This is a genomic window from Micromonospora sp. NPDC003241 (assembly GCF_053589795.1).
Map to the genome: position 1 here is coordinate 136,991 of NZ_JBSFSO010000005.1, position 22,585 is coordinate 159,575.

Annotated in this window: 27 protein-coding genes; 15 read left to right on the forward strand and 12 right to left on the reverse strand. The window is 72.4% G+C overall.

Translation table 11 applies throughout. The annotated features are described in order from the left end of the window. Positions 1–49 precede the first annotated feature (49 nt). Positions 50–484 (forward strand): preprotein translocase subunit TatB, encoded by a 435-nt coding sequence (locus ACWDVW_RS06170; RefSeq protein ID WP_449945435.1) that lies wholly within the window; start codon positions 50–52, stop codon positions 482–484. Between the two features lie 15 nt (positions 485–499). Here the strand turns inward: ACWDVW_RS06170 and ACWDVW_RS06175 are convergent, their stop codons facing one another. The 3 genes from ACWDVW_RS06175 to ACWDVW_RS06185 all read right to left on the reverse strand — a co-directional run bounded on the left by ACWDVW_RS06175 (position 500) and on the right by ACWDVW_RS06185 (position 3,652). Continuing rightward, complete coding sequence (locus tag ACWDVW_RS06175; RefSeq protein ID WP_449945436.1) at positions 500–1,648, reverse strand: Mrp/NBP35 family ATP-binding protein; 1,149 nt, start codon at positions 1,646–1,648, stop codon at positions 500–502. A gap of 74 nt (positions 1,649–1,722) precedes the next feature. After that, positions 1,723–2,349 (reverse strand): DUF1003 domain-containing protein, encoded by a 627-nt coding sequence (locus tag ACWDVW_RS06180; RefSeq protein ID WP_449945438.1) that lies wholly within the window; start codon positions 2,347–2,349, stop codon positions 1,723–1,725. Beyond that, complete coding sequence (locus ACWDVW_RS06185; protein ID WP_449945440.1) at positions 2,342–3,652, reverse strand: magnesium transporter MgtE N-terminal domain-containing protein; 1,311 nt, start codon at positions 3,650–3,652, stop codon at positions 2,342–2,344. The genes ACWDVW_RS06180 and ACWDVW_RS06185 overlap by 8 nt, the downstream gene beginning before the upstream one ends. Before the next feature lie 81 nt (positions 3,653–3,733). On the opposite strand from ACWDVW_RS06185, the gene ACWDVW_RS06190 reads away from it, so the two are divergent. Both ACWDVW_RS06190 and ACWDVW_RS06195 read left to right on the forward strand, forming a co-directional pair. Beyond that, on the forward strand, positions 3,734–4,603 hold the full coding sequence (locus tag ACWDVW_RS06190; RefSeq protein WP_449945442.1) for a PhzF family phenazine biosynthesis protein: 870 nt from the start codon (positions 3,734–3,736) through the stop codon (positions 4,601–4,603). A gap of 75 nt (positions 4,604–4,678) precedes the next feature. Further along, entirely contained in the window at positions 4,679–5,143 is a 465-nt protein-coding gene (locus tag ACWDVW_RS06195) for a hypothetical protein (protein ID WP_449945592.1), read from the forward strand. A gap of 17 nt (positions 5,144–5,160) precedes the next feature. Here the strand turns inward: ACWDVW_RS06195 and ACWDVW_RS06200 are convergent, their stop codons facing one another. After that, a complete protein-coding gene (locus ACWDVW_RS06200) occupies positions 5,161–5,904 on the reverse strand; it encodes an HAD family hydrolase (RefSeq protein WP_449945443.1) in 744 nt (247 codons plus the stop codon). A 107-nt stretch (positions 5,905–6,011) separates the two neighbouring features. On the opposite strand from ACWDVW_RS06200, the gene ACWDVW_RS06205 reads away from it, so the two are divergent. Then, the gene (locus ACWDVW_RS06205; RefSeq protein WP_449945444.1) at positions 6,012–6,932 is read left to right on the forward strand and encodes a DMT family transporter; all 921 of its coding nucleotides are present in this window, start codon (positions 6,012–6,014) and stop codon (positions 6,930–6,932) included. Here ACWDVW_RS06205 and ACWDVW_RS06210 read toward each other — a convergent pair. Both ACWDVW_RS06210 and ACWDVW_RS06215 read right to left on the reverse strand, forming a co-directional pair. Further along, positions 6,929–7,774, reverse strand: a complete 846-nt coding sequence (locus tag ACWDVW_RS06210) for an SDR family NAD(P)-dependent oxidoreductase (RefSeq protein WP_449945446.1) — start codon at positions 7,772–7,774, stop codon at positions 6,929–6,931. The two genes, ACWDVW_RS06205 and ACWDVW_RS06210, sit on opposite strands and share 4 nt — an antisense overlap. Before the next feature lie 112 nt (positions 7,775–7,886). Beyond that, positions 7,887–8,393: a DUF4190 domain-containing protein gene (locus ACWDVW_RS06215; RefSeq protein WP_449945447.1), complete on the reverse strand. Its 507-nt coding sequence runs from the start codon at positions 8,391–8,393 to the stop codon at positions 7,887–7,889. A 187-nt stretch (positions 8,394–8,580) separates the two neighbouring features. Between ACWDVW_RS06215 and ACWDVW_RS06220 the strand changes: the two genes are divergently transcribed. Beyond that, entirely contained in the window at positions 8,581–9,417 is an 837-nt protein-coding gene (locus ACWDVW_RS06220) for an SDR family NAD(P)-dependent oxidoreductase (RefSeq protein WP_396741486.1), read from the forward strand. 72 nt (positions 9,418–9,489) lie between these two features. On the opposite strand, the gene ACWDVW_RS06225 is transcribed toward ACWDVW_RS06220, so the two are convergent. The 3 genes from ACWDVW_RS06225 to ACWDVW_RS06235 form a co-directional block, all read right to left on the reverse strand. Then, on the reverse strand, positions 9,490–10,062 hold the full coding sequence (locus ACWDVW_RS06225; RefSeq protein ID WP_449945448.1) for a DUF4190 domain-containing protein: 573 nt from the start codon (positions 10,060–10,062) through the stop codon (positions 9,490–9,492). An 842-nt stretch (positions 10,063–10,904) separates the two neighbouring features. Next, entirely contained in the window at positions 10,905–11,312 is a 408-nt protein-coding gene (locus tag ACWDVW_RS06230) for a CoA-binding protein (protein ID WP_449945450.1), read from the reverse strand. Positions 11,313–11,342: 30 nt separating this feature from the next. Beyond that, the gene (locus tag ACWDVW_RS06235; RefSeq protein ID WP_449945451.1) at positions 11,343–12,386 is read right to left on the reverse strand and encodes an Rv2578c family radical SAM protein; all 1,044 of its coding nucleotides are present in this window, start codon (positions 12,384–12,386) and stop codon (positions 11,343–11,345) included. Positions 12,387–12,478: 92 nt separating this feature from the next. On the opposite strand from ACWDVW_RS06235, the gene ACWDVW_RS06240 reads away from it, so the two are divergent. Beyond that, a complete protein-coding gene (locus ACWDVW_RS06240) occupies positions 12,479–12,883 on the forward strand; it encodes a thiol-disulfide oxidoreductase DCC family protein (protein ID WP_449945453.1) in 405 nt (134 codons plus the stop codon). A gap of 22 nt (positions 12,884–12,905) precedes the next feature. Here the strand turns inward: ACWDVW_RS06240 and ACWDVW_RS06245 are convergent, their stop codons facing one another. From ACWDVW_RS06245 to trxA, 3 genes are all read right to left on the reverse strand, one after another. Then, a complete protein-coding gene (locus tag ACWDVW_RS06245) occupies positions 12,906–13,838 on the reverse strand; it encodes an MFS transporter permease (protein ID WP_449945454.1) in 933 nt (310 codons plus the stop codon). Next, positions 13,835–14,275 (reverse strand): hypothetical protein, encoded by a 441-nt coding sequence (locus tag ACWDVW_RS06250; protein ID WP_350695945.1) that lies wholly within the window; start codon positions 14,273–14,275, stop codon positions 13,835–13,837. The genes ACWDVW_RS06245 and ACWDVW_RS06250 overlap by 4 nt, the downstream gene beginning before the upstream one ends. A 146-nt stretch (positions 14,276–14,421) precedes the next feature. Next, on the reverse strand, positions 14,422–14,784 hold the full coding sequence (gene trxA, locus ACWDVW_RS06255; RefSeq protein ID WP_117228612.1) for a thioredoxin: 363 nt from the start codon (positions 14,782–14,784) through the stop codon (positions 14,422–14,424). 544 nt (positions 14,785–15,328) lie between these two features. Here trxA and ACWDVW_RS06260 point away from each other — a divergent pair. From ACWDVW_RS06260 to ACWDVW_RS06300, 9 genes are all read left to right on the forward strand, one after another. After that, positions 15,329–15,805 carry a hypothetical protein gene (locus tag ACWDVW_RS06260; protein ID WP_449945455.1) on the forward strand — a complete coding sequence of 159 codons (477 nt, stop codon included), beginning with the start codon at positions 15,329–15,331 and terminating at the stop codon, positions 15,803–15,805. Positions 15,806–15,875: 70 nt separating this feature from the next. Continuing rightward, positions 15,876–16,499 (forward strand): TrmH family RNA methyltransferase, encoded by a 624-nt coding sequence (locus ACWDVW_RS06265; protein ID WP_449945457.1) that lies wholly within the window; start codon positions 15,876–15,878, stop codon positions 16,497–16,499. Between the two features lie 175 nt (positions 16,500–16,674). Further along, positions 16,675–17,358 carry a DUF6758 family protein gene (locus ACWDVW_RS06270; RefSeq protein ID WP_449945594.1) on the forward strand — a complete coding sequence of 228 codons (684 nt, stop codon included), beginning with the start codon at positions 16,675–16,677 and terminating at the stop codon, positions 17,356–17,358. A gap of 116 nt (positions 17,359–17,474) precedes the next feature. Then, positions 17,475–17,633, forward strand: coding sequence for a hypothetical protein (locus ACWDVW_RS06275; RefSeq protein WP_007455302.1), 159 nt, complete (start codon positions 17,475–17,477; stop codon positions 17,631–17,633). A 6-nt stretch (positions 17,634–17,639) separates the two neighbouring features. Further along, positions 17,640–18,515, forward strand: coding sequence for a PH domain-containing protein (locus ACWDVW_RS06280; protein WP_449945459.1), 876 nt, complete (start codon positions 17,640–17,642; stop codon positions 18,513–18,515). Positions 18,516–18,617: 102 nt separating this feature from the next. Continuing rightward, complete coding sequence (locus ACWDVW_RS06285) at positions 18,618–19,406, forward strand: SigE family RNA polymerase sigma factor (RefSeq protein ID WP_449945461.1); 789 nt, start codon at positions 18,618–18,620, stop codon at positions 19,404–19,406. Positions 19,407–19,462: 56 nt separating this feature from the next. Next, positions 19,463–20,668: a hypothetical protein gene (locus ACWDVW_RS06290; protein ID WP_449945463.1), complete on the forward strand. Its 1,206-nt coding sequence runs from the start codon at positions 19,463–19,465 to the stop codon at positions 20,666–20,668. A gap of 24 nt (positions 20,669–20,692) precedes the next feature. After that, positions 20,693–21,553, forward strand: a complete 861-nt coding sequence (locus tag ACWDVW_RS06295) for a PHP domain-containing protein (protein WP_449945465.1) — start codon at positions 20,693–20,695, stop codon at positions 21,551–21,553. Positions 21,554–21,723: 170 nt separating this feature from the next. Then, a complete protein-coding gene (locus tag ACWDVW_RS06300; protein WP_449945596.1) occupies positions 21,724–22,566 on the forward strand; it encodes a RecB family exonuclease in 843 nt (280 codons plus the stop codon). Positions 22,567–22,585 lie beyond the last annotated feature (19 nt).

Below are 22,585 nucleotides of genomic sequence, written 5' to 3' on the forward strand. Positions count from 1 at the left end.
GCCCCCGACGTGCGTACTCTGGCTGCGGTAGCCGGGGGAGGAGGACGGGGTGTTCGAGAACCTGAACGTGTGGGAGGTCGGCGCGCTGCTGCTGCTGGCGCTGCTGATCTTCGGTGACCGGCTGCCGCAGGTGATCAGCGACGGCCTGCGGATGGTGCGCAACCTGCGGAACATGGCGCGCAACGCCACCACCGACCTCAGCAAGGAACTCGGCACCGACATCCAGCTCGAGGACCTGCACCCCAAGGCGTTCATCCGCAAGCACCTGCTCAGCGAGGAAGACGAGCAGGCGATCCGCAAGCCGTTGCAGGGTGTCTACGACAACCTCCGGTCGGACGTCACCGGCGTGCACAACGACCTCAAGGACGTCGCCACCGCCGCCGACCCGCGTACCCCCGCCGCCTCGCCGTCGGCGGCGCGCACCACCGCACCGGCGGCGTCCCCGCCGGCCCCGCGCGCCGCCAGCTACGACGAGATCACCTGACGGCGCGCCTGGCGGTCAGCGACCGGCCGGCGTGAGACCGAGCGGCTTGCCCAGCAGCGACTCCCGGCGCAGTGCGAGCCGGTCGGCGACCTGGCCCAGCGCCTTCGCCGCCGGAGAGTCCGGCGCGGCCAGCACGATCGGGTTCCCCTCGTCGCCGGCCTCGCGCACCCGGGTGTCCAGCGGCACCTGACCCAGCAGCGGCACCTGCGCGCCGATGGTCTGCGTCAGCGAGTCGGCGACGGTCTGACCGCCGCCGGCACCGAAGACCTCCATCCGGGAGCCGTCCGGCAGTTCCAGCCAGGACATGTTCTCGATCACACCGACCACCCGCTGGTGGGTCTGCAACGCGATCGCACCGGCCCGCTCGGCCACCTCGGCGGCAGCGGCCTGCGGCGTGGTGACCACCAGGATCTCGGCGTTGGGCAGCAACTGGGCCAGCGAGATGGCCACGTCACCGGTGCCCGGAGGCAGGTCGAGCAGGAGCACGTCCAGGTCGCCCCAGTACACGTCGGCGAGGAACTGCTGCAACGCGCGGTGCAGCATCGGCCCGCGCCACACCACAGCCGCATTGCCGGCGGTGAACATGCCGATCGAGATGACCTTCACACCGTGTGACTCCGGCGGCATGATCATGTCCTCGACCCGGGTCGGGCGGCCGTCCGCGCCGAGCATCCGGGGCACCGAGTGTCCATAGATGTCCGCGTCCACCACGCCGACGGAGAGCCCTCGGGCGGCCAGCGCCGCCGCCAGGTTCACCGTCACGCTGGACTTGCCCACGCCACCCTTGCCGCTGGCCACCGCGTACACCCGGGTGCGGGAGCCGGGCTGCGCGAACGGGATGACCGGCTCCTCGGACGCCCCACCGCCGCGCAGCGTGGCCTGGAGCTGCTGACGCTGCTCGGCGCTCATCACCCCGAAGTCGATCTCGACGCCGGTGACCCCGCTCACCGCGCTCACCGCAGCGGTGATGTCCGCCCGCAGCTTGTCCTTCAACGGGCAGCCGGCCACCGTGAGCAGCAGCGCGACCCGGACCACACCGTCGTCGCCGATGTCGGCGGACTTGACCATGCCGAGTTCGGTGATCGGCCGGCGGATCTCCGGGTCGTTGACGGTGGCCAGGGCGGCCTGGACGGCGTCGTGGACGGTGCTGACGGGAGCTGACATGCCCGCAATGCTACGTCGGTCGTGATCCGCCACCGGTGGCAGCGGCGACGGTGTGAGCCAGTCGATGACCAGGGTCAGGAGTGGCGCGGGGTGTCGCGGTCGCGCCGACCGTCCCCGGGAAGGTCCCCGTCCATCTCGTCGCGCGGCTCGTCCAGCGGGTCGGCGTCGTCGCCCCGTGCCGCCGACTCCTCCCGGAGCCGCCGCTCCAACCGCTGACGACGCTGCGCCGCCTCGTCCAGCTCCTCGGCCATCCGGGCCAGCTCGGAACGGAGGAAGTCCCGGGTCGCCACCTCACCCATCGCGATCCGCAACGCCGCGATCTCCCGGGCCAGGTATTCCGTGTCGGCCTTCTGCATGCCCGCCCGCCGCCGGTCCTCGTCCAGCGCCACCCGGTCCCGGTCGGCCTGCCGGTTCTGCGCCAACAGGATCAGCGGCGCCGCGTACGACGCCTGGATCGACAGGACCAGGGTGAGGAAGGTGAAGGTGTACGGGTCGAAGCGCAGGGCCGTCGGGGCGAGCGTGTTCCAGACGAACCACAGGGTGATGAACAGCGTCATGTAGACGATGAAGTTCGCCGTACCCATGCCCCGGGCGATCCCCTCCGACCAGCGACCGAAGGTCTCCTGGTCGACCCGGGGCAACCTCAGGCCACGCGGCTCCCGGGGCAGGTCCAGCCGCTCGGTGCGCCGCTGCTCAGTCATCGACTCGCTCCGTGCTCACGTCGGCGGACGCCGCACCGTTCGCGGCCTCCGGTGGAGGGCTCGGCACGGCGTCGCGGTCCCGCCAGTCCGGGGGCAGCAGATGGTCGAGCACGTCGTCGACCGTGACGGCACCCACCAGCCGGTTGTTCAGGTCGATCACCGGCATCGCGACCAGGTCGTAGGTGGCCATCCGGCGGGTGATCTCCGGCAGCGGCGTGGCCGGCCGCAACGGGTCGATGTCGTTGACCACCACCCCACCGAGCAGGTCCGCCGGCGGCTCGCGGAGCAACCGCTGGAAGTGCACCATGCCCAGGTAGCGGCCGGTCGGCGTGGCCATCGGCGCGCGGGACACGAACACCTGCGCGGCGACCGCCGGGGAGAGCTGCGGTTCCCGGATCCGCGCCAGGGCCTCCGCCACCGTCGCGTCCGGCGGCAGGATGACCGGCTCCGAGGTCATCACGCTGCCGGCCGTGCCCGGGGTGTACTTGAGCAACTGCCGGACCGGATCGGCCTCGTCCGGCTCCATCAGGTCGAGCAGCACGTCCTGCTCCGGCGGCGGCAGCTCACCCAGCAGGTCGGCGGCGTCGTCCGGATCCATCTCCTCCAGCACGTCGGCGGCCCGCTCCCGGCCCAACGCGGTGAGGATCTCCACCTGGTCGCGCTCGGGCAGCTCGCTCAGCACGTCGGCCAGCAGCGGGTCGTCCAGCGCCGCCGCGACCTCGTTGCGGCGGGCGTCCGGCAGATCCTGCAACGCGTTGGCCAGGTCCGCCGGGCGCATGTCCTCCAGCACGGCCAGCAGGTTGGCGGTCCCGCCGGGCTCGGCGAGGCCGCTGAGCCCGCGTACCTTTTCCCACTCGACCTGCTGGAGGTTGCCCCGGCGGGCCAGCCGGCCGGTCTGCTCCCGGGCCGCCACCCGGGTCAGCGACCAGTCGCCGGCCCGGCTGCACTCCATCGCCACGTCCACCACCGTGGCCGCCCGGTTCTCCGGGCCGAGCTGCACCCGACGGTCGAGCAACTCCTGGAGCACCAGCAACTCGTTCGGGCGCTTCTCGAAGCGCCGCAGGTTCAACGTGCCGCTGCCGAGCACCACCGCGTCCGCGTCGATCGAGATGATCCGGTTGATGGAGAGGAAGATCCGTCGCCGCATCGGGATCTCGGCGACCAGGCCCACCACCTCGGGCGGCCGTGGGCCGGTGCGGAGCCGGGCCACGGCGTCGCGTACCCGGCCCACCTGGTCGCCGTTGGGATCGAAAACGGCGACTCCGGCGAGACGGGCGAGGTAGACCCGGGTCGGCGTGCTCACGGGCACCAGCCTAGGGCGTACGCGGAACTCAGTCCCCGGCTGTCACTTCCGGACAGCCCGGAGGGCCTAGTCTTTACCAACATGTCGACCTTGGCTTACGAGATCGTGGACGTCTTCACCGATCGTCCGTACGCGGGGAACCCGCTCGCGGTGGTCTTCGGTGCCGACGGGCTGGCCACCGAACAGATGCAGGCCCTGGCCCGGGAGTTCAACCTCTCCGAGACGGTCTTCGTGCTGCCCGCGACCCAGGTCGGCGCCACCTACCGGGTCCGGATCTTCACCCCGACCGAGGAGTTGCCGTTCGCCGGCCACCCCAGCGTGGGTGCGGCGGTGACCGCCAGCCGACGCGGCCTGTTCGGGACGGGACAGGTCAGCCAGGAGTGCGGCGCCGGGGTCCTGCCGATCGAGGTGACCGACGGCGGCGCCACGCTGACCGGTGGCACCCCCACCCTCGGGCCCGAGTTCGACCCGGAGCCGCTGCTGGAGGTGGCCGGACTGGCCGCCGACGACCATCTCGGCCCGGCACCCCGGGTGGCCGGCTGCGGGTTGGAGTTCCCGTTCCTGCCGGTACGCCCCGACGCGCTGGCGCGGGCCGAGGTCAATCCGGTGGCGGCCCGGCGGTACGGAATCGAACACGTGAGCGTCTTCTCCTGGAACGCCGACACGCAAACCGCACAGGCTCGGGTCTTCGTCCCCGGCCTCGGCGTACCCGAGGACCCGGCGACCGGTTCGGCCGCACTCGGTCTCGGCGTGTGGCTGGTCGCCACCGGCCTGCTGCCCGGCGAGGGACGTTCGTCGTACACCGTCCGGCAGGGCGTCGAGATGGGCCGACCGTCGACGCTGAGCTGCACGGTGACCGCCGCCGGTGGCACGGCGCTGGGTGCCAGCGTGGCCGGCCACGTCATGCCGGTGGCCCGGGGCGAGATCCTGGTGCCGCCGTTCGTCGGCTGACCGGCCGGGGCACACGTACGGGAGGATGTGGTGGTGACCGACGAGCGTGACAGCACCCCCCTTATCGACGAGGCGATGAAGAAGGCCTCGGTGGCCTGGGTCGCGGTGGCGGGCGGACCCTCGCTCGCCCTGTGGTGCGTGCCCCTGGAGAGCGCCCTGTTCGTGGTCAGCGGCCCGGGGGAGCAGCGCGCGCCCGGACTGGCCGAGGCCGACGAGGCCCGGGTGACGCTCCGGGGCGACCACGGCGGCGCGATCGTCACCTGGCCCGCCCGGGTGACCCGGGTACGGCCCGGCACCGACGAGTGGGACACCCTGGCCCCGCTGGTCGGAGCCAAGCGGTTGAACGCCTCGGGCACCACCGGTGACCTGGTCGCCCGCTGGGCCGCCGACGACTGCGCACTGCTCCGGCTGACGCCCGGCGGCACGCCCGTCCACGGCGCCGACCTGCCCGCCGACTCGCTCGCCGAGCCGCCCCGACCCTCACCGGCCATCCGTGCCGTCCGCAAGCCGTTCCGGCTGCACCGCGTCCGGCGGCGCTGACCGCAGCACCACCCCTGCTACGGCACCGTCACCGGTGCGGCCCGCCCGGCCGGCACCCGCTGCCGCCGGTCCCCCTCCGCCGACTCGACCAGGTCGATTACCTCGCCGAGGGCGCCCAGCACCCGACCGGTCCACTCGGTGTCGACGTTGAAGACCAGATGGTCGACCAGATCCGGGGCGGCCAACCGGGCCGCGCTCAGCCCGGCCCGCCGCGCGCCGCTCAGCTCCTGACTGCCGCCGTCGCCCACGTACAGGCAGTCCTCCGGACGCAGGCCCAGTCGCGCACACGCCGCCAGGTACAACGCCGCGTCCGGCTTGCAGCGCCTCACCTGCACCGAGTAGATCCGCACGTCGAGCAGCGGCGCCACGGCCAACTCCGGCAGGAGCACCGGCAGCTCGTGCGTACAGTCGCTGATCACACCGGTCCGCATCCCCCGGTCCCGCAACGCGCGCAGCGTCGGGACGGCCTCGTCCCGCAACCGGGTGTCGCTACGCACGGCGTCCAGCCGGGCCGCAGCCGCAGCCCGCAACGCCTCCTCGGTCGGCCGTACGCCGGCCTGCTCGCACAACCAGCGCAGGGTCGCCTCCGCACTGCCGAAGCGCCCGGCGGCGCGCTCGTAGAACGTGCGGTCGAGCAGCTCGACGAAGGTCTCCGGCGGACAACCGAGCAACTGGGCGGTGACGTGGTGACCGGGACCGCGCTGGACCGGACGGGTCAGCGTGCCGAAGAAGTCGAACAGCACCGCCTGGAACCTGGGCATGGGGAAGCGCCTCCGGGCGGGGTGAGGGGGGTCCCGACGGGCTGCGCATGATCGTAACGGACCGCTGACGGAAAGTGGTCATCGCGGTCGTGTGAGGATTGCGTCTCGTGCCACCCGAACCACACCGTCCCCCGGTCGACCTGCTGACCACCGGCGCACTCGCCATCGCCGTGGTGGCCGTCTCCTCGTCCGCGCCGCTGATCGCGTTCGCCGCCGCGCCCGCACTGGCCCTCGCCTTCTGGCGCAACGTGCTCTCGGTCGCCGTGCTGAGCCCGTACGCGCTCACCCGTCGACGGACCGAGTTCCGCTCCCTGCTGACCGGCGCGAACCGGCGTCAGGGCGTCTTCTGCGTACTCTCCGGGGTCGCGCTGGCCGCACACTTCGCCACCTGGATGCCGAGCGCGAAGCTCACCACGGTCGCCGCCGCGACCGCCCTGGTCGCCACCCAGCCGGTCTGGCAGGGGCTGATCGCCCGCCTCCAGGGCCGCCGACTGCCGCTGGGCGTGTGGGCCGGCATCGGGGTGGCGGTGCTCGGCGCGGTCCTGGCCACCGGCGCCGACTTCACCGTCTCCGGCGCCGCCTTCGCCGGTGACCTGCTCGCCCTGGCCGGCGGCCTGTTCGGGGCGATCTACACCGCGCTCGGCGAGCGGGCCCGGGTCACCGTCAGCACCGCCACCTACACCACCATCTGCTACGCGGTGTGCGGACTCGTCCTGCTGGTGGTCTGCCTGGTCGGCCGGGTGCCGTTGGGTGGCTTCGACACCGGCACCTGGCTCGTCGTGATCGCGCTGGTCGCCGGGGCCCAACTGCTCGGCCACTCGATGTTCAGCTTCGCGCTGCGACGGATCCCGGCCACCACGGTCAGCGTGCTGATCCTGCTGGAGGCCCCCGGCGCCGCCCTGCTCGGCTGGGCCTGGCTGGGGCAGCTGCCCGCCGCGTCCAGCGTGCCCGGCCTGCTCCTGCTGCTGGTCGGGGTCGCCGTGGTGGTGCTCACCAGCGCCCGGTCCGCCCGCCGGGCCAGCCGCTAGGCGGGCAGGCCGACCGCTGCCGCGCTGGCCGCCCAGAGCCGGGCCGCGAGCTGCGGATCGGACGCCTTGCGCAGCGGACGGCGCGGTCGGCAGTCGAAGTGGTAGCCGCCGCTGATCAGGCGGGACCGATCCTGGTTGGCCAGCCACACCAGCGTCTGCGCCCCCTTGACCGGACCGCGCAGCGGCAACAACCGCATCCCCAACGCGACCAGCCGGCTGTCGCTGCCGAACCGGGTCCGCACCACACCGGGATGGAAGCAGTACGAGTCGACCGCCGGCCACCGCCGGGCCGCCTCGGCCGTGAACAGGATGTTGGCCTGCTTGCTCGTGCCGTACGCGCCCATCGGGCGGTATCGCCGCAGCGGCCGGTTCAGGTCGTCCGGGTCCAGCGAGCCGCTGCGGTGCGCGCCGGAGGCGGTCACCACCATCCGCCCGACCCGGTCGGCCAACAGGTTGCTGAGCAGGAACGGCGCCAGATGGTTGGCCTGGATGGACAGCTCGAAACCGTCGACCGTGGTGATCGGCTGGAGCACGATCGCACCCGCGTTGTTGGCCAACACGTCGATCCGGTCGTACGCGGCCCGCACCTGCTCCGCCAACCGCCGTACGTCGTCCAGGGCCGCGAAGTCGGCACGGAACGTCTCGGGACGCTCACCGGACGCCTCGCGTACCTCGTCGGCGGCGGCCCGCAGCCGGGCCGGGTCCCGCCCGACGAGCACCAGCCGGTCACCACGACGCGCCAGGTCGATCGCGGCGGCCAACCCGATCCCGGAACTCGCTCCGGTCACCAGCACGAGTCGACGGCCGGTCAGATCATCCGCAGGTCCATCCACCCCGGTCACGGCACGAGATTACCGTGATCGCCGATCTCGCTGTACCTCGACTTTCCCACCGATCCGACGACCGTCGGACCGGCCGCCCGCCCCGAGCCGTGGCCGGGGCGGGCCGACCTGTTCAGACGGTGGTCACGCTGGTGGCCCAGATGATGAAGATCGACACGTAGGCGAGCACCGCCAGCCCGATGAAGGCGGTGAGGATCCAGCCGACGATGATGGCCGCCTTCGCCATCCCCTCGCCCTCCTCACCGGTCTCCCGGATCTGGCGCATGGCCACATGCCCCATGATCGCGCCGATCGGAGCGGTGATGCACGAGCCGATCCCGATCAACGAGAGAATCAGGGCCACCAGGGCCAGCGAGTTGGTGCTCCGCGGCGGGTAGCCGTAGCCGTAGCCGGGCTGCACCGGCGGCGGGTAGCCGGCGGGCGGGTACTGCGCCGGAGCCGGCGGGAGGTCGGACTTCGCGGCGTACGGGTCGATCGGCGGGTAGGGATCGGCCGGCCGGTACGGGTCGTACCCGGCGGGCTGCGAGGGGACCGACAGGAGAGGATCGACCGGCGGCCCGGAAGGCTGACCGGCCGACGCGGGGTCGGGCCAGCCACCGGCCGGTGGGGGCTGTGTCATCGGGCTCACTTCCGTCGCGATGTGGTGGCAGTCAGGGTAGCCACCGCCGGGTAGGCCGCGACGCGCCCGACAGCGGGTGCGCGTTGCCCGGCACGGCGGCAGCAGGCAGGATCGCGGCATGGGGATTGACGCGCGCGCGGCGGACCGTTCCGGCAGCAGACCGAGGCGGGACGTGAGCCGGCCGGGTGTGGCCCGACGCCCCCGCCCGGTCGCCACACCGAACGCGGCGGACGACGACGCGCCGGCACCGCTGCCCGAGCCGGTGACCATGCGGCTGGACGGCAAGGTCGCCCTGGTGACGGGGGCCGGCAGCCCGGACGGCATCGGGTACGCCACCGCCCGTCGGCTGACCGACCTCGGCGCCCGGGTGGCGATCGTCTCCACCACACGGCGCATCCACGAGCGGGCCGGCGAACTCGGGGTGACCGGCTTCGTCGCCGACCTCACCGACGAGTCGGAGGTCGGCGCGCTGGCCGACGCCGTCGCCGAGCAGCTCGGCGACGTGGAGGTCCTGGTCAACAACGCCGGGCTGGCCAGCCGGGCGAGCCCGGAGGTGCTGCGGCCGGTCGCCCAGCTCAGCTACGAGGAGTGGCGGGCCGAGATTGACCGGAACCTGACCACCGCGTTCCTGTGCAGCCGGGCCTTCATCGGCGGGATGGCCGAACGCGGCTGGGGTCGCATCGTGAACCTGGCGGCCACCGCCGGGCCGGTCAACGCCCTGCCCACCGAGGCGGCGTACGCGGCGGCCAAGGCCGGCGTGGTGGGCCTGACCCGGGCCCTGGCCATGGAGATGATCGCCGACGGGGTGACCGTCAACGCGGTCGCGCCCGGCACCATCTACACCGCCGCCTCCACGATGGCCGAGATCAAGCAAGGTCTGGGGACCCCGGTCGGGCGTCCCGGCACCCCCGACGAGGTGGCCGCCGCCATCACCTTCCTCTGCTCACCGGCGGCGTCGTACATAACCGGGCAGATGCTGGTGGTCGACGGTGGCAACAGCGTGCGGGAGTCGCAGTTCCGCTGACCGCGCTCGCGTGCTCTGGTGGCCGTGGTCAGGTGTTCGGGTGGCCGTGGTCAGGTGTTCGGGTGGCCGCGTTCAGGTGTTTGTGCCGCTCGATCCGGCCCAGACGACCAGAGCCAACCAGCCGCAGCACGCCACCAGGTAGAGGCCGGTGAAGATGTAGCTGAGCACCAGCCCCCAGGTGGCGAGCTGGTCGCCGTCCTCGCCGCTGGTGCGGAGTTGACGCTTGGCCAGATGACCGAGGGCGATGCCGGCCGGCGCGAAGACGAACGCGAAGACCAGCGACAGGATCGCGAGCACGTTGGTGCCGCCACCGCCACCGCCATAGCCGCTTCCGCCTCCGCCCGGCTGCGGTGACGGCGGTCCGTACTGCCCGTAGGGGCCCTGCGGCGCGTACGGCGGCTGCTGCCCCCACTGCGGCCCGTGCGGCGGCTGCCCCGGATGCTCGTACGACGGCTGTCCGTAGGCCGGCTGACCATACTGCTCACCCGAGGGCGGGCCGTACGGGTCGCCCTGACGCTGGCCGTACTGATCCCCTGTCGGCTGCCCGTACTGATCGCCTGCCGGCTGGCCGTACGGCGGCTGTTGGCCGCCCGGCGGCGGCTCGTAGGGCGACGGTGGCTGGTCCGGCTCCGGTGGCTGGCTCACGTCCCTCGACGTTACCCGCAGTGATGGACCCTGTCCCTACGGTTGTCAGGAAGGGGTCGCTGTCGCGCAGTCGCCGAATTGCTTGGGCGACACCTCGGCGGCCCCGCCCAGCCGCCCCGATCGTCCCCGGGGATCGCTGTCGAGCGGATCGTTCGTGCCGTCGCCGTTCCTGGCTGGCCGTGTCATGGGTGTCCTCCGGGCTCACTGTCGAGCTGAGCCGTCCGTGCGGTCGCCGTTCCGGCCTGGTTGTCCCGACGGTGTCCTGCGGGGCGGCTGTCGAGCTGAGTCGTCTGTGCGGTCGCCGTTCCGGGCTGGCGGACTCGGTGGTCCTCCGGGCTCGCTGTCGAGCTGAGCCGTCCGTGCCGTCGCCGTTCCGGTTGGTTGTCCCGACGGTGTCCTCCGGGCTTGCTGTCGAGCTGAGTCGTTTGTGCGGTCACCGCTCTGGCCGACCAGCGGGCTGGACGGCGCGATCCGTCTTCGCTCTCAGCTCGATAGTGCCCGTGCCCGGCACGGCAGTCGTCGGGCCACCTCCCGGATCCGACGTCAGTCAGCCCGATCGCATCTGACGTCTCGGCCGTCCCACCAGCGCGGACGTGACCCCGTATCGGCTGAGCGGGTCGGCACAGCCCAACTCCGCCCAGTTCAGATCAGCCCCGTCCGGGTCAGCTCCGTCCGGGTCAGCTCCGTCCGGATCGGCCTGCAGAACCGACCAGCCGGGTCAGCCCATCCAGGTCGCCCCAGCGAGGTCAGCCCGTCCGGGTCAGCCCAGCGGGTCGGCTCAGCGAGGTCAGCGCAGCGGGTCAGCCCACCCGGGTCGGCTCAGCGAGGTCAGCGCAGCGAGGTCAGGTGAGTCGGGTCAGGCTGGCGGCGGCGCGCTCGACGATCAGGCAGCGGTCCTCGACGTAGTCGATGCCGGCCTGCTCCGCGATCTCCCGTGCCTGCGCGGAGACGATGCCGAGCTGCAGCCAGACCGCCGGGGCACCGATCGCCACCGCCTGGCGGACCACCTCGACGGCGTCCTCCGCCGGCCGGAACACATCGACCAGGTCGACCGGGTGCGGGATGTCGGCCAGGGAGCGGTACACCGGCTCGCCGAATAACTCGTCGGCGGTCGGGTTGACCGGGACGATCCGCCATCCGTACCGCTGCATCTCGGCCGGTACGGCGTGCGCGGCCTTGCTCGGGTCGCGGGACGCGCCCACGACGGCGATCACGGCGGAGTCGGCGAGGATCTGCTGAGCGGTACGCACCAGCCGACTCTATCCGTGCCCGAAGGGCCGTCAGAGCAGGCTGAGCTGTTCGGGGGCGGGCGGGACCGGTGTGGCCACCTGACGGTGCTCACCGGGATCCGGCCGGTGCAGCCCGTACCGCCGGGCGGCGATGCGAACCCGTGCGGTCAGCTCCCGCTGGTAGGACTGCGGGGCGTAGGCGCCCGCCCGGTACAGCTCCCGGTAGCGGGGAACCAGGTCGGCATGCTCTCGGGAGAGCCAGTGCGCGTACCACTCGCGGGCGCCGGGACGCAGGTGCAGCGGGAGCGGCGTCACGCTGGCCGCACCGGCGGCGGCGATCGCGGCCACGGTGGCGTCTATCGACTCGTCGGAGTCGCTGAGGCCGGGCAGGATCGGCGCCATCAGCACCCCCACCGCGAAGCCGGCGTCGGCGAGTTGGCGTACGGCGTCGAGTCGCCGCCGGGGGCTCGGGGTGCCGGGCTCGACCGACCGCCACAGCCGCTCGTCGACGAAGCCCACCGAGAACGACACGCCGACCCGGGTGACCTCGGCCGCCCGCCGCAACAGCGGCAGGTCACGCAGGATCAGCGTGCCCTTGGTGAGGATCGAGAACGGGTTCGCGAAGTCGCGCAGCGCCTCGATGATCGGTGGCATGAGGCGGTATCGGCCCTCGGCCCGCTGGTAGCAGTCGACGTTGGTGCCCATCGCCAGGTGCGCGCCCCGCCAGCGCGGCGCGGCCAACTCCCGCCGGACCAACTCACCGGCGTTGACCTTGACGACCACCTGCCGGTCGAAGTCCGCCCCGGCATCGAAGTCCAGATAGGTGTGGGTGTTTCGGGCAAAACAGTATAAACAGGCATGGCTGCATCCCCGGTACGGGTTGATCGTCCACTCGAACGGGACGCGGGAGGTGCCGGGGACCTTGTTCAGGATGGACTTGGCGCGTACCTCGTAGAAGGTCATGCCGGCGAAGCCGGGGGTGTCGAAGGTGCGCACGACCGCGTCGGGCAGCGCCAGCGGCAGGGGTGGCGTCGCTGGCGCTGCCCTTCCGGGATCTCCCTCGTCCGGGGGAGCGGCGAGGTTGTCCCAGCGCATGACCGTCATTCGAACACACGTACGACACCGGTGCAAGTGGCGCACCGGACACCGTGGTGTGCACGGGCCGGTGGCGGGGCAGGATGGCAGGTATGGAGAGGTCGACCTTCGTCTACGACGGGGACTGCGCGTTCTGCACCCGCTGTGCCGAGTTCATCGAGCGCCGGATTCCGACCGGCGCGACGGTGCTGCCCTGGCAGTTCGCCGACCTGGATCGGCTCGGGTTGACCGAGGCCGAGTGCGAGGAGGCGGTGCAGTGGGTCGGCGCCGACGGGCACCGGGCCGCCGGTCCGGACGCCATCGCCGCGCTGCTGGCCGGTAGCGGCCGACTCTGGCGGATCGCCGGGGCCGGGCTGCGGTTCCCGCCGGTACGCGCCGTCGCCTGGCCGGCGTACCGCTGGGTGGCCCGCAACCGGCACCGGATGCCCGGCGGTACGGCCGCCTGCTCCCTGCCCCAGGAGACGCGCGACCGCCTCTACGGTCCGTCGGCGGGTTGAGCCTCGGGGCGCGCGACCGCCGCTACGGTCCGTCGGCTGGCTGAGTTCCGGACGCCGTCGGCGATGTCCCGGCGCGCGGCGGCGGTGGCGTACTGATCCCCACGTCCGGCGCGGCGCGATCGATCGTGGTCCGGCGCGCCATCAATCGTCGTGCCAGGAGGATCGGACGGACCTTCTCCAGCGGCAGGAAGCTGGTCATGGCGACCAGGTGCGGCGCGAAGGAGATGGTGATGGTGGCGATGGTGATCAGATGGAACGAGTAGAAGAAGCCGACCATGGCGTGCCGCCAGCGTGCCGGTAGTACGAAGATCGCCGGGCTGAGCAGCTCGAAGGCGAGGATGCCGAACTGCGCCACGAGCAGCAGGTGGGGCACCTGTGCGAGCAGGTCGGCCAGGTCGGTGCCCCGGCGGATGATCGCCTTGGCCAGCACCGAGCCGGTCGCCCAGTCCAGGCCGCCGAAGCGGAACTTGGCCAGGGCGGCGAGGAAGTAGGTGCAGATCACGGCGATCTGGGTGACCCGCAGGGCCCAGCCGCCGGCCTCGGTGGGTGTGGCGTCCCCGTGCCGGGCGCGGCCTGCGGTCGGTAGCACCGCGAGCGCGACGAGCAGGGCGAACCGGTCGTGGTCCACCTTCCCGTAGCTCATCGCGACGATCATCCACTGGAAGTAGAGGGCGAAGACCGTCCAGCCGAGCAGTCGGGGCGCCCGTCCGCTGGCGGCGACCAGGGCGAGCACCAGCAGGGCCCAGAAGACGATGCCGACCAGTGCCGGGTTGGGCGTGGGCAGCGGCAGGAGGCGGCCGACGAACAGCGGCTGGTACATGTCGCCGGGCACGTCCACCTTGGCGCGTACCCAGGGGGTGAAGACGACCAGGTCGGCGGCGACGAAGAGGTAGACCAGGGTGCGGAAGGCGGCCACCCGGCCGCGGGGCACCGCCTCGGTCAGCCAGCGGATCACGGGTTCACCTGCCAGCGCACGACCGTCTCGTCGGACCACAGTCCGGTGGGGCGGCGGTCGGTGATGTCGTGCCACCGGATCACGATCCGGACCTCGGTCAGCCGGGGCGCGTCGGGTTGACGCCGGGCGTACGCGTCGGCGACCTCGCGCAGTCTGCTCGGGTCGGCGGCGTACTGGGCCTGCTGGCCCTCGATCTCGGCGCGGCGGATGCCGGTCGCCCGCTCGCCGAGGTCGACCACGGTGCCGGTGGTGTCCACGCCCTCCACCCGGGTGTCCGGGGCGTCGGCGTCGGCCGGGTCCGAGGTGGAGTACATCCGGAAGGGCCCGAACGGGAAGTGGTCGTCGTCGCCCCAGGCCGTGCCGGCGAGCAGGAGGGTCAGGCCGAGTGCGGTCGCTGCCACCCGGATCGCGCGGCCGTGGTTCGTCAACGCATCCATCGGGTGCCGAAGATACGGCACGGACGCCCTGGTACGGCTCCCGTCGACCGGCCTGTGTCGCAGATGTGACGAGTGGGCCGGTGGCGGTGGGCAGAAGCACCGACGGCCGGGCCCCGGTGTCGGGGCCCGGCCGTCGGCGGGGGAGGTCAGTGGTTGTGCTCGGCGAGCTTCTTGCGGACGTCGTCCATGTCGAGCGCCTGGACCTGCTCGATGAGGTTCTCCAGGGCCGACTCGGGCAGCGCGCCGGGCTGTGCGAAGACGATCACGCCGTCGCGGATGGCCATGATCGTCGGGATGGAGCGGATGTCGAACTTGGCGGCGAGGCTCTGCTGCGCCTCGGTGTCCACCTTGCCGAAGGTGATCTCCGGGTGCTTGTCCGAGGAGCGCTCGTAGACCGGGGCGAACCGCTTGCACGGACCGCACCACTCGGCCCAGAAGTCGACCAGCACGATGCCGTCGCTCTCGGTCACCTGGTCGAAGTTAGCCGTGGTCAGCTCGACGGTTGCCATGTCTATCTCTCCGATCACGCGGAACGTCTACGCCTGGTGGAACCCGACCGTACCTCGACGCATTCCCGCCGGGGTGCCACCAAAACCCGGTCCTGGCCGCCTTGGGAGCCTTTGTCCGCATCGATTGTCATCGGTCTTGTCGTGCGTCCGCAGATCGCAAATGCACGTCGCAATTGCGTGACCGGGTGTGATGGGAGCGGTTCCAAGGAGATCAAGCCCAGTTACTGCTACGACACGGTAACTTTGGCGTTGACGAGGACCGATTCGACCTGCGGAGATCCCTTCTGGGCGGATGTTTGGTCACGTTGGGTAATGTAACGAAAAGATAAATGTGATCCCGGTCTCTGTGCAGTCGGAGGGTCGTACGGCAGAATCTTGAAGCATCAGAGCGTGGGCGGCGGGTGCCGGGGAGGGCCCCGCCGCTCATTGCGTCCGGCCCCGGTTTTGACCGCTGAGTCCGACCCGGCGCGGCCACCGCAGAACGGCCCTTCCTCCTGACTCAGGACCGACCCGGCACATATGCTCGGAGTCGGAGGTCCCGCAGATGAGCGAGCGCAGCGCGCAGGTCACGATCGCCGCGGGCTATTCCGCCACCGAGTGGGAGTTGCTCACCGGGCTGCCCGGCCGGGTGATCGTGGTCGCCGCCCGGTCCGGTCCAGGACACGCGTACCCGTCGGTGGCCGCCGGCCTCGCCGGTCTGGACGCGGTGGCGGCCGGCCGGGTCTTCGACAGCGATCTCATCCGGGCGGTGGTGGCCGCCATCTACGCGCGCCACGACGGCGCGCTGGAGACAAGTGTGGGCCCCGGCGAGGGCGTGGACCTGCTCGCGGCGTGCCGGACGGCGGTGCGGGTGCTGGAGCGGCGGGCCGACCCGGCGGACTCGGCGGCGTACCGGCAGTGGGTGCAGTCGGTGGGTGCCCGGGTGTGCCGTACCGCGTCGGCGGTGGTGCCGGACGCGGCGTTGGCTCCGGCCGACCGCCGCTTCCTGGACCGGCTCGGCGGCGCGCTCGCCCTGCGCTGATCCCCGGACCTCGCCCGGGCGCCAGGGCCGCGCCGAAACCGGCGCGGCGGCGCGCGTACCCTGCGTGGTCGTGACCGGTGAGCAACTCGACGTCGGCGTGGGCCCGTGGCCCGGCGACCCGCCGGACGACCCCCGCTACGACCCGGAACTGCTCGCCGAGGGCGACCGGCGCAACGTGGTCGACCGCTACCGGTACTGGCGGCGCGAGGCGGTGGTCGCCGACCTGGACGAGCGGCGACACGACTTCCACGTGGCGATCGAGAACTGGCAGCACGACTTCAACATCGGCACGGTGGTCCGTAACGCCAATGCCTTCCTCGCCGCCGAGGTGCACATCGTCGGCCGCCGCCGGTGGAACCGTCGCGGCGCCATGGTGACCGACCGCTACCAGCACGTACGGCACCACGAGACGATCGAGCAGTTCGCCGGCTGGGCGGCCGGGCAGGACCTGTCGCTGGTCGGCATCGACAATCTGCCCGGCTCGCGTCCGATGGAGACCACCACGCTGCCCCGGCGCTGCGTCCTGCTGTTCGGTCAGGAGGGTCCCGGCCTCTCCGACGCCGCACGGGCCGCCTGCGACCAGCTCTTCTCCATCGCCCAGTACGGCTCGACGCGATCCATCAACGCGGGCGTGGCGAGCGGGATCGCCATGCACGCCTGGATCCGCGCACACGCCGGTCCGCCGCCGGGCTGAACCGCTGTCGGGCTGAACCGCCGCCGGGCTGAACCACTGCCAGGTCGAACCGCCGTCAGGGCGCACTCCGGCGGCCCGCCCGGCGGTGGTTCGACGACGCGCCACGCCGGGCAAAGGTGCCGCTCCGCTTGACGGCTCGCCCGGACGGGGCGACGGTGGAGTGGTGACTGTTGCGGTGAGTTGTCCCAGATGTGGGGGGTCCGTGCGGGCACCGGACCTGATGCACGCCGAGTCGCGCTGCCCGGACTGCGGGCCGGTGGCGCCGTTACACGTACCCGAGAACATCGGCGCCGAGATCGTGGCCAGCGTGGTGGAGCGCATCCAGTCGGTGGCGCAACCGGAGCAACCGCCGGTCCCGCTGTGGTGCCCGTGGCCGCTGCCTCCGGGCTGGACCACCACCGGCGTGGCGTGGGCCGGCGACGATCGGATCGGAGTACGCGCCACCGCCGTCGCCTGTGCCGGCCCGGCGCCGCTCGGTGGTGGACCGGCCGATCTGGTCTTCGTGGCCGAGGAGCCAGGCGTCGGGTTGGGCACCAGGTACGCGGGTGTTCCCGGTCCGGATGCCGGGCCCGAGTTGGCGGAGGCGTTGACCGAGCCGGGTCCCGGGCATCCCGGTCATGTCGGGCGCGCGGGAATCCGGGTGGGCGGTCATCCCACTCCACTGTGGCTCGTGAGTTCGCTGACAGATCGAAGCGCGTACGCCGGCGAGGCTCGGGGAATGTGGCTGTATGCGATAGCCTGGCCGGCGAGTGCGGGGCATCTGCTCGCCGAGGACGTGGTCTTGCACGACCTGGTCGAGTGGACGCCGCCCGAACTCGTGTACGGCGCACCATCTCCGTACCTGCACGGGAAGGCCTGACGGCCCCCCGGAATGTCGGAGAACGGACGCAGATATTCACGGTAAGACACCACGCTGATACTCTGGGTGCCGCTGCGGTAACTGGAACCCGGCGCCGTGCGAGAGGATGGCCCGCCATGGTCAAGAAGGTCCTCACCTGGGCCGGTATCGCTTTCTTGATCTTCTTCGTCGCCTACCGGCCAAATTCTGCCGCGGACGTGTTCAAGTCTTTGGGCGGCGGGATCATGGATATCGCTCAAGGCTTCGGCGACTTCTTCACCAGCCTGGTCGCCTAGCCCACGATGGGAAGCCCCTCCGGCCCACCCTTCGACCCCGACGACCCGGACCGGGCGCGCCGGGAACGCGACACCGAGCCGATACCCCGGATCGATCCTGACGACGGTCCGGGCTTCGGGTCCGGTGCGCGGCTCTCCGACGGGCCCGCCTTCTCCGACGACGCCGGCTACGGCGACGGCCCGGCCTACGCCGGGGAGGCACGCTCCGAGCGAGCCTGGGTACGAGATCCCGAGGGCGGCTACCAGCCCCCGCAGATCTCCGAGGAGGAACTGGCCGGGCTGCGCTCCGACGCCAGTGGCATGACACCCCGACGGGTGCTGCCGCTGGAGGACGAACCCAGCTCACTGGTCGCCCGCTATCTCTTCCCGACCGAGCGTTACCGGGGCGAGTGGAAGCGGCACTGGATCCACCTCGTCACCCCGATCCTGATCGGGATCGCCGCCACCTTCGTGCTCGGCTACCTCTCCGGCTTCCTCGCCGGGCAGAACGTCGGCGCGCTCACCACGATCGCCGTACTCCTCTGGTTCGGTGTGATGGGCTGGGTGGCCTGGAAGGTCGCCGACTGGTGGTACGACCGGTTCATCCTGACCAACAAGCGGGTGATGGTCGTCAACGGCATCATCACCCGGCGCGTCGCGATGATGCCGCTGGTCCGGGTCACCGACATGAAGTACGAGCAGACGCCGGCCGGGCGGGCGCTCAACTACGGCACCTTCGTGCTGGAGTCGGCCGGTCAGGAGCAGGCGCTGCGCGAGGTCAAGAACCTGCCCAACCCCAACGAGCTCTACCTGCGTGTGGTCGAGGAGATGTACGAGCCGCAGGCGGTCGAGGCGCGGTTGGGCAAGGAGCAGGACGAGGCCAAGGCCGACGACGGCGCCTGAAACTTTCCGACCGAACATCGGAGTCACCGCGCACCTTTCGCCCTCGACCCGCTACCCCGGGTCGTGGCAGGCTGCCGAGCAGGATCAGTTCGGGGGTGGCGCGTGGGCGGCAGCAATCCGTTGGAGGACGAGTTCCGTGACTTCGTCACGGCCCGTTCCGCCGCGCTGCTGCGCACCGCGTACCTGCTCACCGGCGACTGGGGCACCGCCGAGGACCTGCTCCAGACCGCGCTGACCAAGACGTACCTGGCCTGGAAACGCCTCGGCGGCATCGAGGCCATCGAGCCGTACGCCCGGCGCGTCATGGTCAACACGTCTACGAGCTGGTGGCGGCGCCGCTGGCACGGCGAACGACCGACCGAGGTGCTGCCGGAGCGTGCCGCCGCCGACGCGATCGAGCAGCAACTCGACCGCGACGTGCTCTGGCGGCACCTCCGCGCGCTGCCCGCCCGGCAGCGCGCGGTGCTGGTGCTGCGCTACTACGAGGACATGTCGGAGGCACAGACCGCCGCCCTGCTGGAGATCTCACCGGGCACCGTCAAGAGCCAGACCTCGCGGGCCCTGGCCACTCTGCGGCGGCGGCTCGGTGCGGAGGAGGCGGTCACCCTCCCCGGCGCACCGGCGACCCCTCCCGCATCAGCGGCCACGCCGACGCCGGCCGCCCGTCGGAGCGGTCGCCCGGCCGCCCGCTCCACGTCGACCGCTCGCCCTCGCCCGGCCACCGGCGTCGACGCACCGCCTCCGGCCGCGAGAGCCGACACACCGCCTCCGACCGGCCGACCCGACACGCAGGTCCCGGCCCTGCGACCCGGGGCGCCGCCCGAGGCACCGCCCGAGGCGGCGGAGCGACTGCGGCAACCGGACGACGCCCTGGTCGGTGAGCACCGGTGAACACCGTTTCCGGAGGTCGTGACAACCAGAGCGGGACTCCGGATCGTCTCGTCAGCATGTCGCAGGACGAGTTGGAGCGCGCCGTCCGGGAGACGTTCTCCCGGCAGGTGGCGACCCCGCGCGCCCCGCACGACCCGGCGAGTGCGGTGCTCCGCCGGGCCACCCGCGTTCAGCGTCGCCGTGTGGTGGCCGGGATGAGCCTGGCCGCGTCCGCGATCGTGCTGGTCAGCGCCGGTGCGATGCAACTGGGTGACGACCGTCCGCCGCACGGCGCCGACACGGTGGTGATCGCGGACCCGTACCCGGCGCCGGACACGTTCCGCACCAGCCTCCCGCCGACCGGCCCGAGCACCGAGACTCCGCTGGCCGAGGTCGATCTGCTGGTCAACCGGACGATCGCCACCGCGCAGGGTCGCCGGGTGACCCTGATCGGGATCGGTGCGGTGGAGCGCGTACACCGTCTCACCGACGGGCGGGGCTGGCTGGCCGTCGGCGAACCGTCGCTGTCCGGGCGGTCGCTGTGGGCGGTGGCTGCCGACGGGACCGCCCGGGCACTGCTGGCGGGCGCCGACGAGATCGTCCTCGACCGGTCCGGCCGGCAGGTCGCCTGGAAGCAGGACCGGGTGTTGGCCGCCGCCGGCATCGTGGACGGTGAACTGACCGGCACCGTACGCGCCGACGCGCCGGCCACGGCCGTACCGCTGCGGTTCGTCGACGACGCGGTGCTGGTACGACTCGACCCCGCCCTCCCCGGACACGTGCTCTGGCCGCTGCGGCCGGGCCCGCTCGACGAGGGCACGGACCGGACCAGCCAGCGGATCTTCGGCGCGCTGCCGGACGGACGCCTGGTCGGCGAGGTGCCCGCCGAGCCGACCGAGGACGCCTGCCTGACCCTGCTCGACCCGGTGGACCTTCGCCCACCCGAGCCCCCGGCCTGCGGCCCCACGATCGAGGGCGACGGCCTCGGTGCGGTCTCCCCGGACGGGCGGTGGCTGCTGGTCAACGGGCGCGTCGGCGAACAGGACCGGGCACTGCTGGTCGACCTGACCCGACTCGATCCGACCGTCCCGGCCCGGACCGCCGGACCGGCGATAACCGGCACGGTGTCCTGGAGCCAGCCGGACGTGGCGCACTACGCCGACGCGACCGGGGCGCTGGTCCGGGTGGACGTCGAGCGGGTCCGTGCCGGTCGGTCCGCCATCCGGGTCACTGTCGCCGGCCTGCACGACGACCAACCGCTGGTGGTGGTGACCGGCGGCTGACCGCCGGCCCGGTAGCGTCGGGCGATGACCCCCCGGATCGACCTGCACACCCACTCCACGGCCAGCGACGGCACGCTCGGTCCCGCCGAGCTGGTCCGGGCCGCCGCCGAGTCCGGGCTGGACGTGGTGGCGATCACCGACCACGACACCACCGCCGGGTGGGCGCCGGCCCTGCGGGCGCTGCCGCCCGGGCTGCGTCTGGTACGCGGGGCGGAACTGTCCTGCCGCTGGTACGGCGCGCAGCCGCCGATGTCGCTGCACCTGCTGGCGTACCTCTTCGACCCGGACCATCCGGAGCTGGTCGCCGAGCTGGCCCGGATGCGGGCCGTCCGGCTGACCCGTGGCGAACGCACCGTGGAGCTGCTGCGTGCCGACGGTGTCGACGTGCGATGGCCGGAGATCCTCGCCACGGCGGGCGGTGGGACGGTCGGGCGACCGCACATCGCGCAGGCGCTGATCCGGGCCGGGCTGGTCGCCACCACCAGCGCGGCGTTCGGCCCGGAGTGGCTGGGGGAGCGGTACCGCCTGCCGAAGGAGGACATCGACGTCTTCCAGGCGGTCCGGTTGGTCCGGGCGGCCGGCGGGGTGCCGGTGTTCGCCCATCCCCGGGCCAGCCGACGTGGCCCGGTCGTGCCGGACACGCTGATCGCCGAGCTGGCGGCGGTCGGCCTGGCCGGTCTGGAGGCCGACCACGAGGACCACTCGCCCGCCGAGCGGGCCCACGTCCGCGGACTCGCCGCCGACCTGGACCTGCTGGTGACCGGGTCGTCGGACTTCCACGGCACGCACAAGACCGTCCGGCTCGGTGCCTTCACCACCGCGCCCGAGGCGTACGAGCGCCTCGTCGCCGCCTCGTCCGGGGTGACCGAGGTCGTCTCGGCCTGACCTCGCGTTCCGTCCCGGCGGCATCGAGGTGCTCACCGCCGATGCGACTGTCGGGGGTGGATGGCAGGATCGGGGCCGTGCGACGAGCATCCCCAGCAGGACGACCCGCCGCCGGTGGCCGCGCGCCCCGGCCCCGCGACGGGCAGCCCGAGCAGCTCGGCTTCGAGGGCATGCCGGAGCGGCTGTTCGTCTGCACCCCGAGCAAACTGGGTGCGTACGCGGACTGCCCCCGGCGCTACCGCTACTCCTACGTCGACCGGCCCGCCCCGCCGAAGGGGCCGCCGTGGGCGCACAACTCACTCGGCGCCAGCGTGCATACCGCTCTGAAGAACTGGTATGCACTGCCCGTCGACCGGCGTCGCCCGGAGGTGCTGCCGACCCTGCTCAAGGGCACCTGGGTGCGGGACGGCTACCGCGACGACGCGCAGGAGCGGGACGTCTACCGGCGGGCACTGGGCTGGCTGGAGGTGTACGTCGGCGGGCTCGACCCGGCCGACGAGCCGGTCGGCGTGGAGCGGGTGGTGGCCACCAAGACCGGGGTGCTGGCGTTCAACGGGCGCACCGACCGGATCGACTCCCGACCCGGGCCGGACGGCCCTGAGCTGGTCATCGTCGACTACAAAACCGGCCGCACCGGGATGGACGCCGACGACGCGCGGGGCTCGCAGGCGCTGGCGCTCTACGCGTACGCGGCCGAGCGGGTGTTCCGTCGCCCGTGCCGTCGGGTCGAACTGCACCACCTGCCCAGCGGCACGGTCGCGGCGCACGAGCACACCGTCGAGTCGCTGGCCCGGCAGGTGACCCGGGCCGAGCAGACCGCCCAGGACATCATGGCCGCCGAGCGGGCGGTCACCGACGGCGGCGACCCGGACACCGCCTTCCCGACCACGCCCGGCCCGCGCTGCGCCTGGTGCGACTTCCGGCGTACCTGCCCGGCCGGAGCCGAGCAGCCGGGCAAGGAACCCTGGGCGGCCGTCGACCGTCCCGCCGTGCCCCCGGGCGAGCCGGGCTGAACGGCCGCGCCCTCGGCCG